General features: G+C 75.3%; 12 protein-coding genes. 5 read left to right on the forward strand and 7 right to left on the reverse strand.

All coding sequences use genetic code 11. From position 1 onward, the window contains the following. Positions 1-9: 9 nt before the first annotated feature. Positions 10-2,364: a transglycosylase domain-containing protein gene (locus tag OG550_RS01405; RefSeq protein WP_327673607.1), complete on the reverse strand. Its 2,355-nt coding sequence runs from the start codon at positions 2,362-2,364 to the stop codon at positions 10-12. Positions 2,365-2,678: 314 nt separating this feature from the next. After that, positions 2,679-3,770, reverse strand: coding sequence for a hypothetical protein (locus OG550_RS01410; protein ID WP_327673609.1), 1,092 nt, complete (start codon positions 3,768-3,770; stop codon positions 2,679-2,681). A gap of 121 nt (positions 3,771-3,891) precedes the next feature. On the opposite strand from OG550_RS01410, the gene OG550_RS01415 reads away from it, so the two are divergent. Then, positions 3,892-4,977, forward strand: a complete 1,086-nt coding sequence (locus tag OG550_RS01415; RefSeq protein ID WP_327673611.1) for an SPFH domain-containing protein — start codon at positions 3,892-3,894, stop codon at positions 4,975-4,977. Beyond that, a complete protein-coding gene (locus tag OG550_RS01420) occupies positions 4,974-5,999 on the forward strand; it encodes a hypothetical protein (protein ID WP_327673613.1) in 1,026 nt (341 codons plus the stop codon). The genes OG550_RS01415 and OG550_RS01420 overlap by 4 nt, the downstream gene beginning before the upstream one ends. A 78-nt stretch (positions 6,000-6,077) precedes the next feature. Here OG550_RS01420 and OG550_RS01425 read toward each other — a convergent pair whose 3' ends face one another. The 3 genes from OG550_RS01425 to map form a co-directional block, all read right to left on the reverse strand. Further along, a complete protein-coding gene (locus OG550_RS01425) occupies positions 6,078-6,917 on the reverse strand; it encodes a universal stress protein (RefSeq protein WP_327673615.1) in 840 nt (279 codons plus the stop codon). Between the two features lie 123 nt (positions 6,918-7,040). Then, the gene (locus OG550_RS01430; RefSeq protein WP_327673617.1) at positions 7,041-8,084 is read right to left on the reverse strand and encodes a universal stress protein; all 1,044 of its coding nucleotides are present in this window, start codon (positions 8,082-8,084) and stop codon (positions 7,041-7,043) included. Positions 8,085-8,375: 291 nt separating this feature from the next. Continuing rightward, positions 8,376-9,143 carry a type I methionyl aminopeptidase gene (map, locus tag OG550_RS01435; protein ID WP_327683629.1) on the reverse strand — a complete coding sequence of 256 codons (768 nt, stop codon included), beginning with the start codon at positions 9,141-9,143 and terminating at the stop codon, positions 8,376-8,378. A gap of 394 nt (positions 9,144-9,537) precedes the next feature. Between map and OG550_RS01440 the strand changes: the two genes are divergently transcribed. Together OG550_RS01440 and OG550_RS01445 are read left to right on the forward strand one after the other, a co-directional pair. Continuing rightward, complete coding sequence (locus OG550_RS01440) at positions 9,538-9,804, forward strand: hypothetical protein (protein ID WP_327673619.1); 267 nt, start codon at positions 9,538-9,540, stop codon at positions 9,802-9,804. Positions 9,805-10,066: 262 nt separating this feature from the next. Next, positions 10,067-10,837, forward strand: coding sequence for a class I SAM-dependent methyltransferase (locus tag OG550_RS01445; RefSeq protein ID WP_327673621.1), 771 nt, complete (start codon positions 10,067-10,069; stop codon positions 10,835-10,837). A gap of 303 nt (positions 10,838-11,140) precedes the next feature. Here the strand turns inward: OG550_RS01445 and OG550_RS01450 are convergent, their stop codons facing one another. Beyond that, complete coding sequence (locus OG550_RS01450) at positions 11,141-13,315, reverse strand: hypothetical protein (RefSeq protein WP_327673623.1); 2,175 nt, start codon at positions 13,313-13,315, stop codon at positions 11,141-11,143. Positions 13,316-13,549: 234 nt separating this feature from the next. Between OG550_RS01450 and OG550_RS01455 the strand changes: the two genes are divergently transcribed. After that, positions 13,550-13,819: a helix-turn-helix domain-containing protein gene (locus tag OG550_RS01455; protein ID WP_327673625.1), complete on the forward strand. Its 270-nt coding sequence runs from the start codon at positions 13,550-13,552 to the stop codon at positions 13,817-13,819. A 126-nt stretch (positions 13,820-13,945) separates the two neighbouring features. Here OG550_RS01455 and OG550_RS01460 read toward each other — a convergent pair whose 3' ends face one another. Beyond that, positions 13,946-14,716 (reverse strand): SDR family NAD(P)-dependent oxidoreductase, encoded by a 771-nt coding sequence (locus OG550_RS01460; protein WP_327673627.1) that lies wholly within the window; start codon positions 14,714-14,716, stop codon positions 13,946-13,948. Positions 14,717-14,885: the final 169 nt, after the last annotated feature.

The raw sequence follows: 14,885 nt of genomic DNA on the forward strand, positions 1-14,885 counted from the left end.
CCGGCCGCCTCAGCCGTCGGCCGGTTCGCCCTCCGGCTGCCCCTGCGTCTCCGCGCGCTCGGTCGGCTGCGGCTGGACGGGCTTGGCCGGCTGGGTGGGCTGCGGCGAGCGCGGCCGGCCGGTGGGGCGGTTGCCGGGCCAGGTCGGCGCGGTGTCCGTCGCGGAGTCGCCCGGCCCCGGGGTGCCGCCCGAGCCGCCGGGGCTCGCGGACGGGTCGCGCTTCGGCGGCGGGTCCGGGATGTGGACGGTGGCGAACTCCTTCTCCGGCAGGTCCTTCACCGCGGCGCTCATGCCCGCCTGCCAGATCGGTCCCGGGCCGGTGGCGCCGAAGACCTCCTCGAAGTACTTGCCGCCGATCCTGATGTTCTTCATCGGCACGCCCCCGGCCGGGCCGCCCAGCCAGACCGAGGCCGCCAGGTTGGCGGTGTAGCCGCTGAACCAGGCCGACTTCTTCTCGTCGCTGGTGCCGGTCTTGCCGGCGATCTGCCGGTCGTCGTCGAGGCCGAGGTCGCGCCCGGTGCCGCCCTTCTCGGTGACGCCGAGCAGCACGGTGTTGATGACGTCGGCGGTGCCCTCGGAGAGCACCCGGTCGCACTTGGGCGGGCTGACCGGGATCTCCTTGCCGTCCACCGTGGTGATCCTGTTGATCGCCACCGGCGCGCAGTGGGTGCCCCGGGCGGCGAAGGTCGCGTAGACGTTGGCCATCACCAGCGGGCTCACCTCCTGGGTGCCGAGGCCGAGGGCCGGCAGCTCCTCCAGCGGCTTGCCGCTCGCCTTGGTCGCCACGCCGAGCTTGTTGGCCATCTGCTTGACCGCGCAGAGGCCGATCTCCTGCTCCATCTGCACGAAGTAGGTGTTGACCGAGAGCGCCATCGCCTGCTTGAGCTCGTACGGACCGACCTCGCCCGCCGACTCGTTGGGGACGGTGCCGTTCTTCTTGTCGTTCTTGGCCAGGTTCTTCCAGGTGCCGTCGCAGGTGCTCATCGTCGGCCATTCCATCCGGTTCGGCGACGGGTAGGACTGGGTGGGCGGCAGCCCGGCCTCCAGGGCGGCGGCGGCCACGATCGGCTTGAAGTTGGAGCCCGGCTGGAAGCCGTTGCCGCCGCCCATCGCCGCGTCCACGTTGTAGTTGACGACGGTCTGGTTCTTGTTCGGGTCGAGCCCGTACGGGCGGGTCTGGGCCATCGCGAGGATCTTGCCGCTGCCCGGCTCCACCATGGTCATCGCCGCCGAGACCGGGTCGGTGACGTTGACCCGCTTGGTCACCGCGTTCTGCGCGGCCGTCTGCTTGACCGGGTCCAGGGTCGTGTGGACGGCCAGGCCGCCCTGGTCCCACAGCTTCTTGCGGTCGGCGGCGGTCTTGCCGAACACCGGGTCCTGCTTGACCACGTGCCGCACGTAGTCGCAGAAGAAGCCCATCCCCGCCTGGGCGGTGATGCACCCGTTCTGCGGCTCCTTGTAGCGCAGCCCGAGCGGCGCGGCCTTCGCCTCGCGGGCCTGCTCGGCGGTGAGGTGCTTGTTCTCCACCATCTTGTCGATGACGGTGTCGCGGCGCTTCTGCGCGGCCACCGGGTGGAGCTTCGGGTCGTACTGGGAGGGGTTCTGCACCAGGCCGGCCAGGGTGGCCGCCTCGGGGACGGTCAGGTCCTTCGCGTCCTTGCTGAAGTACCGCTGGGAGGCGGCCTGGATGCCGTACGCCTGGTGGCCGTAGAAGGTGATGTTGAGGTAGTTGGTGAGGATCTGCTCCTTGGTCAGGTCCTCCTCCAGCTTGATGGCGTACTTGAGTTCCTGGATCTTGCGGCCCAGCGTCTTGCGCTGAGCCGCCAGCACGGCGGCCTGGTCGTCGCCGGCCTTCTCGACGTTGACGTTCTTCACGTACTGCTGGGTGAGGGTCGAGGCGCCCTGGACGGTGGCCCCGCTCTCGGCGTTCTTCGTGACGGCCCGCAGGACACCCTTGAGGTCGACGGCGCCGTGCTCGTAGAAGCGGGCGTCCTCGATGTCCACCTGGGCCTGGCGTATCAGGGGCGACATCTGTTCGGCGGCGAGCACCGTGCGGTCCCGCTCGAAGACCTTGGCTATCAGGCCGCCGGTCGAGTCGTAGATCCAGCTGGCCTGGGTCAGCGGCGGGGTCATGAAGTCATCGGGGATGTTGTCGAACCCGTCTACGCTGCTCTTCACCCCGAGGCCGAGGGCGCCGGCCGCCGGCAGGGCGATGCCCGCCAGCAGGACGCCGGCCAGGGTGCTGTAGCCGAGGAACTTCACGCCGTGGCCGAGCAGGCCCAGCGGGGTCTCGCGGCGCCGGGGGCGCGGCACCCAGGTGTCGAAGGGCTCCGGGGAGGCGATGCGGCGGCTTCTCCGTGACATAGTCGGAACACTACGTCCACGAAAACCGCGCGAGGGGCCGGTGTTGGCCAACCTTGGTCACAAATCGGCGACAGATCGGCCGGGTTGGCGCGGGTGGTCGACCGGGTCGACGAACGATCCGCCGGAAGCCGGGGCCGTTCGTCCACGTTCAGGTGATTCGATCAAGGCGGTGGACACCCGGCCCCACGGGTACCCCGACGGACGCGCGGGCAGACCCGGCGGGCATTCGGGCACAGGCGGGCCGGTCGAGACGGAAGGCGGGCCGCGCGGGCACCCCGACGGACGCGCGGACGGGCCGGGCTGGCGCGCGGGCGTCAGTCCTTCCGCTTCTTCCGCCGCAGGCTCAGCACCGCCCCCACCACGGCCGCCAGGAAGAGCACGCCGATCGCCTGGTCGACCGGGTCTCCCGAGGAGTCCCCGGAGGACGAGGCCGCGGGCGGGGCGCTGCCGCCGCCGGAGGGCGGGGCGGCCGAGCCCGGGGGCGCGGCGGGGTCGGCGGAGGGCAGCGGCTTGACGGTGTCCGGGAGCTGGTCGGCGTCCAGCGGGGCGCGCCAGACCGGACTGCCCTTGCCCTCGCTGCCGTAGAGCAGCGCGCGACCGTCCGCACTGAAGGTGACCGACTCGCCCTGGCGCTGGAACGGCGTCGCGGGTGAGCCGATCTCGCTCGGCGCGCCGTCCTTCCAGCGGTAGAGGGTGGCGGAGAAGTAGCTGCGCAGGACGAGCCGGGTGCCGTCCGGGGAGAAGGCGCCGTCGGTGATCCACGGGACGTCGCCGATCCGGCGGAAGGTGTTCACGCCGGTCGGGGAGAGCTTCTCGGGGCCCTGGTAGAGGCCGCCGCCGCCCTGCCGCTTGCTGGCGATGTAGGCGCGGCCGGTGACCGGATGGACCATCAGTGCCTCGGCGTCGCGCGGCCCGTCCTCGTAGCGGACCTTGTAGCGCGTCGCGTCCACGGTCTGGTCGCGCAGTTCGGCGGGTTCGGCGAAGGCGTAGATCCAGACCTCGGGCCACTTGCCGCCGAGGTTGTCGCCGATGTCGCCGAGGTAGAGCCGACCGTCCGGTCCGAGCGAGACGGCCTCGACGTCGCGCGGCTCGACGCCCCGCAGGGTGACGGTGGCGACGGTGCGGCCCCGGGAGTCGACGGCGTAGACGTACGGACCGTCGTCGCTGTCGTTGTGGGTCCAGTAGACGCCGGGGTGGGCCTGGCTGGCGGCGAGCCCGCTGGATTCGGTGATCCGCGGGTCGGTGATGGTGAACGCCTCCCCCGGGCCGTCGGCCGCGCGGGCGGGCGGGGCGCCGACCGCGAGGACGGCGCAGGCGGCGGTGCAGGCGGCGAGCAGCGCCGCGGGGAGCCGCGCGGCCGTGCCCGGACCGGCGGGCTGCGTGGCCGCCTGCCTCTTCGTTCGCATCCTCAGCACCCGCCGATCCTCCCACGAGTCCCGTGCGCGGGGCCGAAAACCCCTTTTCGTCACCTTGACGAGATGGGGTGTCAGCCCATAGCGTCCGCATGACGAGAAGAGGTACGCACTCATGGCCGACATCACCAGGCGCTTCGGACTGCGCCACCTGCGCGCAGTCCCGACCGCGCACATCCGCCACTTCCGGCGCGGACGCCTCACCCACGACGGCACCGGGCTCGCCTTCTGGTTCCGCCCGCTCACCGCGGCCCTCTCCGAGGTTCCGGTCGACGACCGCGAACTCGCCATGCTCTTCCACGCCCGCACCGCCGACTTCCAGGACCTCACCGTCCAGGCCACCCTCACCTACCGGATCACCGACCCGGCCACCGCCGCCACCCGCGTCGACTTCGGCATCGACCCCGACACCGGCGCCTGGCGCGCCGCCCCGCTCGACCAGCTCGCCACCCTGCTCACCGAGACCGCCCAGCAGCACGCGCTCGGCCTGCTCGCCCGCACCCCGCTCGCCGCCGCGCTGGCCGACGGCGTCGCCACCGTCCGCGACCGGATGGCCGCCGGGCTCGGCGCCGAGGCACGGCTCGCCGAGACCGGGCTCGCCGTCATCGCCGTCCGCGTCGTCGCGCTGCGCCCCGAGCCGGAGGTGGAGCGCGCGCTGCGCACCCCCGCCCGCGAACTGGTCCAGCAGGAGGCCGACCGGGCCACCTTCGAACGGCGTGCCGTCGCGGTCGAGCACGAGCGCGGCATCGCCGAGAACGAGCTCGCCAACCGGATCGAACTCGCCCGGCGGGAGGAGCAGCTGATCACCCAGCAGGGTGCCAACGGCCGGCTCAAGGCCGAGGACGACGCGGTCGCCGACCGGATCCGCACCGAGGCGGAGGCCGGGCGGCGGACCCGGCTCGCCGTCGCCGAGGCCGACGCCGCCCGCGCGCTCGGCGACGCCAGGGCCGCGTCCGAGGCCGCCTGGCTGGCCGCCCACCAGCAGGCCGACCCGGCCGTGCTGCGGGCGCTCGCCCTGATGCGGCTGGCCGAACACCTCCCGCGCATCGACAGCCTCACGCTCACCCCGGACGTGCTCACCGGGCTGCTCGCCCGGCTCGGCGCGGGCGGCGGCAGTGCCGGCGGCGGCAGTGCCGGCGGGGGAACGGACGGCGGGGGAACGGACGGCGGGGGAACGGGCGGCGGCGGGGGCGACCGGTGACGCTCGCGCCCCGGGCGGTCCTGGTCCACCGCCGCACCGAGTACGAGGAGCTGGTCGCCCACCACGGGACCCCGGGCCAGGCCGCGTACTTCCTGCACAGCCGCGGGCGCTCGATCGACGAGGTCGAGCAGCGCCACCGGCGGCAGGCCGAGGCACTGCTCCGGGCGGCCGCCGCCGTCCCGCTCGACTGGCGGCGCACCCGGGTCGAACGGTCCGACCTGCCCCGCTTCCTCTTCGAGCCGGAGGACGTGGTGGTCGTGGTCGGCCAGGACGGCCTGGTCGCGAACGTCGCTAAGTACCTCGGCGGCCAGCCCGTCATCGGGGTGGACGCCGACCCCGGCCGCAACCCCGGCGTGCTGGTCCGGCACCGTGCGGACGCCCTGCCGCTGCTCCTCCCGGCCGCGGCCGGCCCCGGCGTCGACCGTCGAGTCGACGAGCGGACCATGGTCGAGGCCGTGGCGGACGACACCCAGCGGCTGCTCGCACTCAACGAGGTCTACGTCGGCCAGCCCGGCCACCAGACCGCCCGCTACCGGCTGGCCGTCGAGGACACCCCCGGTCAGGCGCCGGACGCGGCCGGCACCGGGAAGGCGGTCGGCACCGGGAAGAAGGCCGGCGACAGGAAGGCGACCGGCACCGGGAAGGCGGCCGGCGCCAGGAAGGCGGCCGACGGAGGCGGGGCCGGGGAGGCCCAGGCGTCCTCGGGCGTCCTGGTCGGCACCGGGACGGGAGGCACCGGCTGGTGCCGCTCCGCCTGGCTGGAGCGCGGGGCGCCGCTCGCGCTGCCCGCGCCGTCCGCCCCCGCGCTGGCCTGGTTCGTCCGCGAGGCCTGGCCGTCCCCCACCACCGGGACGGCCCGGGTGCACGGCCTGCTCGACGCCGGCCGGCAGCTCGTCCTCACGGTCGAGTCCGACCGGCTGGTCGCGTTCGGCGACGGCATCGAGAGCGACGCCCTGGAGCTGACCTGGGGCCAGACCGTGCGGGTGGGCGTCGCCGCCGCACGGCTGCGGCTGCTGGGTTGAGGCCCCGGCGACCCCACCGCCCGCGCCGCCCGGCCGGGGGCGGGCCGAGCGGGACGGCGGAGCCGGAGGGCCGACGGCTCAGGCCGGCTCCGCCGGTTCGGTGTGGCGGACGACGGCGACCGGGCAGTCGGCGTGCTGGATGACGGCCTGGCTGGTGGAGCCGAGCATCAGCCCCGCGAAGCCGCCCCGGCCGCGGGCACCGACCACCAGCAGCTGGGCACCGCGGCTCGCCTCGATCAGGGCCGGGCGGGTGTGCTGCTCCACCAGCCGGGTCCGGACGTCGACGTCCGGGTACTTCTCGCGCCAGCCGACCACCGCCTCCTCCGGCACCCGCTCCGCGCGGTCCAGCCGGCCCGTGTGGGAGTGCCAGGCGTGCAGGGCGGTCAGCGGGGCCCGGCGCACGGACGCCTCGGCGAAGGCGAAGCCGACCGCCTCGGCGCCCACACCCGAGCCGTCCACCGCCACCAGGACGTCGCCCTCCGGCTCCGGGCGGCCCCGGACGATGAGCACCGGACAGGCGGCGTGCGCCGCGAGGTGCACCGCCACCGAGCCGATCAGCAGGGCGCTGAAGCGTCCGAGCCCCCGGCTGCCGACGACGACCAGGCAGGCACCGCGCGACCGGCCGGCGAGCACCCCCAGCGGTTCGCCGGTGACGAGTTCCGTGTCGACGTGCAGGTCGGGATCCAGTTCCCGGGCCCGGCGCCGCGCGTCGGCGAGGACGTCCTCCGCCTGGTGGCGCAGCCCGCCCTCCGCGGGGCCGTTCGGGGACGGCCCGAGCGACACGTGCATCAGCGGCCAGATGAACGCGTGCACGACCTTCAGGCCGCAGCCGCGCAGCCGGGCCTCGCGCACCCCGACGTCCACCGCGGCCAGGCTCGCCTCCGAGCCGTCCACTCCCACCAGCACCGGGTCGTTCATCTGCCGTCTCCTGTCTCCGCCGGGAACACCCGCGGTCACCTGCTCCCACCTGAACCCGCCTGACGCCGTGCCGCCGCGCCGTCCGCCGTCACGCCGTGACCCGTCGGGCGCCGCCGGTCCCGCCTACCCGGCCTCCCGGGGGTCCTCGTCGGACTCGCCCCGGTCCCACGCGCGCTCCTGCTCGCGCACCCGCTCGTACGGCACCACGGCGACCGGGCACGGCGCGTGGTGCAGGACGGCGTGGGCGACCGCGCCGACGTGCACGCCCACCGGCGACCTGCGCACCCGGCGCCCCACCACCAGCAGCTCCGCGCCCGCCGCACGCTCGGCCAGGACCCTGGCCGGCCGGGCGTTCACGGTCTCCTCCACCACTGTCACCTGCGGGTACTTCTCCCGCCACGGCTGGAGCAGCCGGACCAGTTCGCGCCGCGCCTGGGACGACATCTCCGCGGTCACGTCGACGCCGGCCGCGATGCCCGCGTACTGGTAGGAGGGCGGGAGCGTCCACGCGTAGACGGCGCGCACCGGCAGACCCAGCCGCCCGGCCGCCTCGAAGGCGTGGGCGAGCACCTCGTCGGCGCCGGCGTAGGGGTCGACACCCGCCACGACCTCGGGTCCCACGACCTCGGGTCCCACGACCTCGGGTCCCACGACCTCGGGTCCGGCGGCCGCCGTTCCGGCAGGTCCACCGGCACCGGCGGACGCGGCGGTGCCATCGGCCCCGGCAGGCCCGTCGGGTCCGGCGGCGGCCTCGCCCCTGCGGACCAGCACCACCGGGCAGGCCGCCCGGCCGAGCACCCGGTGGCTCACCGAGCCGACCAGGAAGCCCGTCACCACGCCCAGCCCGCGCGAGCCGAGCACCAGCAGCCCGGCCCCGTCCGCCTCCGCGAGCAGCGCGCGCACGGCGTCGCCCGGCAGGTGCACGGCCGTGACCACCGAGTCACGGCACCGCTCCCGCGCCCTCAGCTCGGCCTCGCGCAGCACCACGTCCGCCTGCTGGCGCTCCAGGTCGGCCGTGCCCAGCACCGACAGCGGTGTGACCGGGCTCGGCCAGGCGTGCACCAGGCGCAGCGGCGCGGCGCGGCGGGACGCCTCGTCGGCCGCCCAGTCCAGGGCCGCCAGGCTCTCGGGCGAACCATCGACGCCGACCACGACGGGAGCGGACATGCGAGCCTCCGGCATTCGTACGGAGCGGCCGGACGGGGTACTTCCCGGCCGCATGCACCACCCTTCCCGTCCGGGTCGGGCGCTCCCAGGGCCCAAGGTCCCCGTCGGGGGGTCCGTCCGGCCCGGGGCCGGCGCGGCGGCGGCCGGGGCCCTCGGCGGGGCGACCCCGAACCGTCCGGGCCGCCCTCCGCACGGGTTCCCGCCGTACGTCCCGCCGTCCTACCGGCCCGCCGTCCCTCCAGGTTCCGTCCGTCCCCGCGTTTCCGCCTGCCCGGCGGCCCCGGGCGGCGGCTACGGGAGCGTGAGGATCCGGGGCCCGGCCTCGGTGACCGCCACGGTGTGCTCGACGTGCGCGGCCCGGGTGCCGTCGGCGGTGCGGACCGTCCACCCGTCCGGGTCGGTGTCGTGGGCGTCCCCGCCCCCGGCGGTGAGCATCGGCTCGATCGCCAGCACCAGCCCCGGCTTCAGCGGGAAGCCGCGGCCCGGCCGGCCCTCGTTCGGCAGGTGCGGGTCCTCGTGCATCCGCCGGCCGATGCCGTGACCGCCGAAGCCCTCCGGGAGGCCGTAGCCCGCCCCGCGGGCGACGCGGCCGACCGCGTGCGCGATGTCGCCGGTCCGGTTGCCGACCACCGCCGCCGCGATCCCGGCCTCCAGTGCCCGGCGGGCGGTGGCGATCAGCTCCACGTCCTCGGGACGCGCGGCGCCGACGGTGAAGCTGACGGCGGCGTCGCCGGCCCACCCGTCCAGCACGGCGCCGCAGTCGATGCTCACCAGGTCGCCGTCCCGCAGCCGGTAGCCGTCCGGGATGCCGTGCACCACGGCGTCGTTGACGGAGGCGCAGATCACCGCCGGGAACGGCACCGGTGCGAAGGAGGGCCGGTAGCCGAGGAAGGGCGAGGTGGCGCCGGCCGCCCGCAGCACTCCGCGTGCGACCTCGTCGAGCTCCAGCAGGCTCACGCCGACCGCGGCGGCCCGTTCGACCTCCGCCAGTGCGGTGCCGACCACCCGCCCGGCCTCCCTCATCGCGCCCAGTGCCGCCTCCGACTTGAACTCCACCATGTGGTCCCTCCGAGGATCCGTCATCCAATTCTTATACCGGTATTTCTATCACGGTCGACGGATCTCCGGAACCGGGCGCCGCAGTGTCCGCAGGGTTCGCAGGGCAGCCGGACGCGTCGGCCCGCCGCAGCCCGGGGCAGGCCCAGGGCGTGTCGGCAGAGTCGCGTCGGACCAGGGCGCGGCGTTGGACGCCTGGCCGGGCGTGCGCCCGGATCGTCCTCGTACCGGACGTACTCGGGCGATTCGGGCGTGTGTCCAGGCGGGATGCCCGGCGTCGCGGCCCGGCGGGACTCTGCCGACACGCCCTCGCCCCGGCGGGCACCCCGGGACCGGGCGCCGCCACGGACGGTGCACCCCGGATGTGGGCCCGGCCGCCGTCCCCGAGCCTGGACCCATGGGATCGATCATCGTCCTCTTCGAGACGGAACCCGACCGGGCGCTCGGCCCGGACGGCGTCGAGCCCGCGGTACTGGCGGTGCACGCCGCGGGCGCCGACCCGGACGTCCCCGAGGACCCGCAGCCGCGCACCCTGTGCGGCCTGGACACCGGCCCGATGGAGCACGCCCACTACCGGCCCGCCCGGCCCGGTGAGCCCTGGTACCCGCCGGCGCTCGCCGACCGGCGCTGCACCGAGTGCGAGCGGGCCCTGCGGACGCGGTAGCCCCGCCGAGCCTGCGGGCTGCGGGCTGCGGGCTGCGCTTGATGCGGGATGCGCAGGAATCGGGCTACGGGATGCGGGCCGGGCTCCTTCCCGCGTACCGGCCGTCGGGGCGCGTACTACTCAGGACCGGTCCCGTCTGTCACCCTCGTCTTTCGTCGGGCACCGTCGGGTCGGGTGTCCGGCGCGCAGGGTACGCCATGTGAGAGCGCGTCCGGCTGCGGTACCGACGCCGGGCGGCGCGCCCCGACCGGAAGAGGCGAACGTGCTCGGTGAGACCGCCCGTACCTGGCTGCGGCGATGGGACCGGCAGCAGGAGCGCTACAGCCCCGACCGGGACGAACGCTTCGAGGTGGTCGTCGACACCGTCGGCTGGCTGCTCGAAGGGCGCGACGCACCCCGGCCCCGCCTGGTGGACCTGGGCTGCGGCACCGGATCGCTCACCACCCGTCTCGCCCGCGCCTTCCCGCGCGCCGAGGTGGTCGGCGTGGACGCCGATCCGCTCCTCCTGGGCCTCGCCGAGGAGGCCGTCGCCGGCACGGGCACCCGGCTCCTCGCCCGGGACCTCACCGCGCCCGGGTGGGCCGACGAGATCGGGCCGCCCGCCTCCTGGGACGCGGTGGTGTCCTCCACCGCCCTCCACTGGCTGACCCCCGACGAGCTCGGCGCGCTGTACCGCACCCTGGCCGGCCGCCTGCGGCCCGGCGGGATCCTGGTCGACGCCGACAACCGGCCGCCCACCGACGTCCCCGCGCTCCTCGAACTCACCCGCCATCTGCGCGCGCGGCGGGCCCACCGGACAGGGCGCCGCGGCCGCGAGGACTGGGACGGCTGGTGGAAGTCGGTCCTGTCCGCGCCGGAGCTCGCGCCCCTCGCCGAGGCCCGTGCCCGCTCGCCGATCGCGTCCCGCACCTTCACCGAGCCCCACGATCTGACGACCGCCGAGCAGGTCCGCCTCCTCCGCGAGGCCGGTTTCACGCACGCCTGCACCGTCTGGCAGTGCGGGGACGACGGCGTCCTGGTCGCCGTCCGCTGAACGGGCGGGCCGACCGCAGCGGCGGGGCCGGGTCTGCGGGCCGGCGCGGCAACGCCGGTGAAGGCGCATCAGGCGGACGGCGGCCCGGGGCCGTACCGGGCGCGACCGGGGCCGTACCGCGCGCGCCGGGCGTACCGACCGGGCCGACCGGGCCGACCCGGCCGACCGCACGGGGGAACGACGACGCCGGGGTGCCGAAGGGCACCCCGGCGTGATGTCGGGGGCGAGGAAAGCGGAGGGACTAGTTCGTGGATGAGTGAGAAGGAAGTCCCCCCATGGCCTCGCCTGCGCCCACCGTAGCAGTCAGCCCGGGATCAGGTCGCGCAGATTCGCCGGAGTGACGACCAGGGAGTCCGGGTGCAGTCCCTCCGGGCGCTCCAGGCCGATGAAGGTGACCGGACCGTCCGGGACCGTCGTGCCGTCCCACAGCGTGGTGGCCGTGGCGGACCCGCCCATCAGGTCGGTGAGGTGCCGGACCGTGAGGTGGTCGCGCTCGACGATGCCGCGCAGCAGTGTCGCGACCGAGACCCGGTTCCCCTCGACCCGGTTGGAGTCCGGGTCGCCCCTCAGGTAGAGGTGCAGCCACTTGGCGCGCCATTCGCCGTCGCGCCCGCGCACGAACGCCAGCGGCAGTGCGACCCTGGCCGGGCCCCGCAGCTCCGACTTCATGCGCACGGTGCGCGCCTCGAAGGGACGGCCGTGCTGTTCGCCGTCGCGCAGCATGAAGCCGAACAGCGACTCCTCGACCTGCTCGAAGCCCTCCCCCGAGTAGACGTTGACCTGCGGGACGATGAAGTCGCCGCGCACGGCGCCCAGCCGCAGGTTGATGAACTCCGAGGCACCGTCCGGCGCGTCGGTGATGTCCCCGGAGTGCTCGCCCTCGACCTGCGTGAGCGCGGTGTACGAGAGCCAGCAGACGGTCTGGTAGGAGGCGTCCAGCACCAGCGCCGACAGGTCGAAGTCGGTGCTGCGGGCGGTCTGCTTCCAGTGGACGAAGAAGCGCAGCAGTTCGCCGTCGACCGGCGAGAGGGAGCCGCGGGGCAGCACGCCGAGCCCGGCCGCCGTCGCCCTGCCGCTGAGCGGGAGGGCGACGTCGAGGACGTCCGGGTCGATCAGCAGGTGCCCCGGCGCCGGGAGTCGGCGGCGCGTCTCGGCGTCCACGGCGGCGATCAGGCGCTCGCGCTCGGACGGCGGCACCGGTGGGCGGGTGTCGGTGGTCACCCAGGCTCCGCCGAGCCGGTTGACGAAGACCCGGCGCCCGACCGTCGTCCCGTCCGCCCGGTTGAGGAGGTGCTCGCGGACCGACAGCAGCACCCTGCCGGAGACCCGCGGGGCGACCTGCTCGGCGGCGGCCACGACGGCGTCGCGCTCGTCCTGGGTCCGGCAGGCGCGCAGCAGGCGGTCCAGGGAGCGGAACAGCTTGCCCGGGGCGGCCGTGAGCAGCCGCGCGGCGCCGGTGACGTCGTTCGCGCCGAGCAGCTCCTCGACGCGGCCGTCGAACGACCGGGCCTCCTTCTCGCCCCGGGCCACGGCGAACACGTCGGCGGCGTGCGGCCAGCGCGGGTACTCGTGCGGGTGGAGGCGTTCGCCGAGGCGTTTGAACGCCTCGCGGTGCGCGGTGACGTCGGCGAGCTTGTCGGGGGCGGCCGCGACCACGGCGTCGAGGCCCGCGAGCAGGGCCCGGCGCGTCCGCCGGGACAGCGCCCGGAACCGGGTCGGTGCCACGAGGGTCACGTCGCCGCCCGACAGCGCGCAGGCCAGGCGGAGGACATCGGTGACGGTGTCCAGCAGGAGGTCGGCGCCGGCGTCGAGGCGGGCGAGGTTGACCACGGCCCGGGACTCCCGCACCGGGATGGCCCCGGGCTGGGGGCCGCCGACGCAGTGCGCGGCGAGCGGGCCGAGGTCGCGCAGGCCCTCCTCGCCCAGCGGGGTGGTGCTGCCCGCCAGGGCCAGGTATAGGGCGGTGACCTCGTCGGCCGGGGCGGCGCCGAGGTGCAGGACCGTCATGCGGTCGCCTGCGGCGGCGGTCAGTTCGTCGTGCGCGGCGAGCATCTCGGCGTACGTGTGCCGGTAGTCGCCGTACGAGGGGAGGGTCAGGAGGTCGACCACGCCGGTGCGCAGAGCGGCTGTCGTGCTCGCGCGTGAGGCGTCGTCGGCGAGCGCCTCGGCGATGCAACGCATCCAGAAGTCGAACGTGTCCGGCACGTTGGCCGGGAAGTCCACGAAGTAGGTGTTGTGGCGGACGTGGTCGCCGACCATCTCGCGGACGGTGCCGAGCGTGCGCACGGCCGTGTCGACGACCGCCTCCTCGGCCAGCCCCGAGAGGTGCGCCAGGAGGTCGGCCGAGAGCTTGAAGCCCACCGACATCAGCGCGGCGTCGAACTGCCGCGCCGCGGCGCCGCCCTCCCCGGCGGGCCCGCCGGGAGCGGGGAGGCGGTGCGTGTGCCGGACGACCATGGGTTCGAGGTGGTGGGGCATCCGGGCATGATCCCAGAACCGCCCGAGGCGGCGCATGCGGGTTTTCGGGATCGGAGTGCGCCGACCGGACGCCCGCCCGGGGCGGGGGCCCGGTCCCGCCCGGTCCCGCCCGGCACGGCGCCGGTGGCCGGGCGGGAGGGCGGGACCGGCGGGAGCGGCGGGACCGGCGGGGCGGACCGGGCCGACGGGCGGGGGCGGTGCCCTCCGCCGTGCGGCTGGCCTACCATCGGGGGCATGGTGAGGACTCCGCTGACCCCCCGGGAGCGCGAGCGCGGCGAGCGCTTCGGTGCGCTGCTGCGCGAGGCGCGTGGCGAGCGCAGCATGGTCGAGGTGGCGGCCGCCGCCGGCGTCTCGGCCGAGACGCTCCGCAAGATCGAGACCGGGCGGGCGCCGACTCCCGCCTTCTTCACCGTCGCCGCCCTGGCCTTCGCCCTCGGCCTCTCGCTCGACGACCTGGCCGCCGCGTGCGGCGCCCCGGCCGACGACGAGGCCCTCTCCGCGTAGGGAGGCCCTTTCCACGTAGGGAGGCCCTTTCCGCGTAGGGGAAGGCCGGACACCCCCGTGGCCCGGCCTCCCCCCCGGACATCCGAACGGCCGGGTGGGGGTCCGGCCGTTCGGGGTCGCGGTGCCTCAGGCGGTGATGCCGCCGTCGAGGACGAGGTCGGCGCCGACGGTGTAGGCCGACTCGGGGGACGCCAGGTGCAGGACCGCCGCGGCGACCTCCTCGACGGCCCCGGCCCGGCCGACGGGCACGTCGCCCTTCATGCGGTCGGCCTTGTCGGCGGCGGTCTCACCCGGGCGGGAGGACATGTCGGTGTCGATCGGGCCGGGGCTGACCAGGTTGATCCGGACGCCTTCGGCGATGTGGTCGCGGGCGGCGCTGCGGGTCAGGGCCGCGACGGCGGCCTTGGAGACGGCGTAGGCGCCGAGGCCCTCCAGCCGCATGTGGACGCCCAGGTTGGAGGCGATGTTGACGATGGCTCCGCCGCCGTTGGCCCGCAGGTGGGCGATCTGGTGCTTCATCACGAGCCAGGTGCCGGTGAGGTTGGTGTCGATCAGCCGCTGCCAGTCCTCCTCGGCGACGTCGGCGACCGGGCCGAGGCCGCCGAGTATGCCGGCGTTGTTGACCGCGATGTCCAGTCCGCCGAGCTGTTCGACGGCCTCCCGGACCAGCCGGGCGGCGTCCTGGCCGTCGGCCACGGAGCCGACCAGGGCCACGGCGGTGCCGCCCTCGGCCTCGATCAGGGCGACCGTCTCGGCGAGGGCGCCCGCGGTCCGTCCGGCGACGGCGACCCGGGCCCCTTCCCGGGCGAAGGCGAGGGCGACGGCGCGGCCGATGCCGCTGCCGCCACCAGTGACGAGGACGGAGTTGCCGGCGAAGCGCGTGGTGGTGCTGGTCATGCTGGGACTCCTCGATCGTGGTCTAAATCGACCGTTCGGTTCAGTATCAGGACAGCAGTTCAGAACAGACGGGAACAGCGCGGCGAACAGCGCGGCGAACGGAGCGACGGGGGAACGGGGTGACGGAGCCGCCCGGGGGCGGGCTCGGCGGTACGGACCGCCGGGCGGG

It is taken from the genome of Kitasatospora sp. NBC_00458 (assembly GCF_036013975.1).
Classification (GTDB): Bacteria; Actinomycetota; Actinomycetes; order Streptomycetales; family Streptomycetaceae; genus Kitasatospora.

Excerpts from the sequence above, each read along its gene's own strand:
- OG550_RS01405 (WP_327673607.1), bottom strand. The coding sequence starts at position 2,364 with ATGTCACGGAGAAGCCGCCGCATCGCCTCCCCGGAGCCCTTCGACACC.
- OG550_RS01410 (WP_327673609.1), bottom strand. The coding sequence starts at position 3,770 with ATGCGAACGAAGAGGCAGGCGGCCACGCAGCCCGCCGGTCCGGGCACG.
- OG550_RS01415 (WP_327673611.1), top strand. The coding sequence starts at position 3,892 with ATGGCCGACATCACCAGGCGCTTCGGACTGCGCCACCTGCGCGCAGTC.
- OG550_RS01425 (WP_327673615.1), bottom strand. The coding sequence starts at position 6,917 with ATGAACGACCCGGTGCTGGTGGGAGTGGACGGCTCGGAGGCGAGCCTG.
- OG550_RS01430 (WP_327673617.1), bottom strand. The coding sequence starts at position 8,084 with ATGTCCGCTCCCGTCGTGGTCGGCGTCGATGGTTCGCCCGAGAGCCTG.
- map (WP_327683629.1), bottom strand. The coding sequence starts at position 9,143 with ATGGTGGAGTTCAAGTCGGAGGCGGCACTGGGCGCGATGAGGGAGGCC.
- OG550_RS01440 (WP_327673619.1), top strand. The coding sequence starts at position 9,538 with ATGGGATCGATCATCGTCCTCTTCGAGACGGAACCCGACCGGGCGCTC.
- OG550_RS01450 (WP_327673623.1), bottom strand. The coding sequence starts at position 13,315 with ATGCCCCACCACCTCGAACCCATGGTCGTCCGGCACACGCACCGCCTC.
- OG550_RS01455 (WP_327673625.1), top strand. The coding sequence starts at position 13,550 with ATGGTGAGGACTCCGCTGACCCCCCGGGAGCGCGAGCGCGGCGAGCGC.
- OG550_RS01460 (WP_327673627.1), bottom strand. The coding sequence starts at position 14,716 with ATGACCAGCACCACCACGCGCTTCGCCGGCAACTCCGTCCTCGTCACT.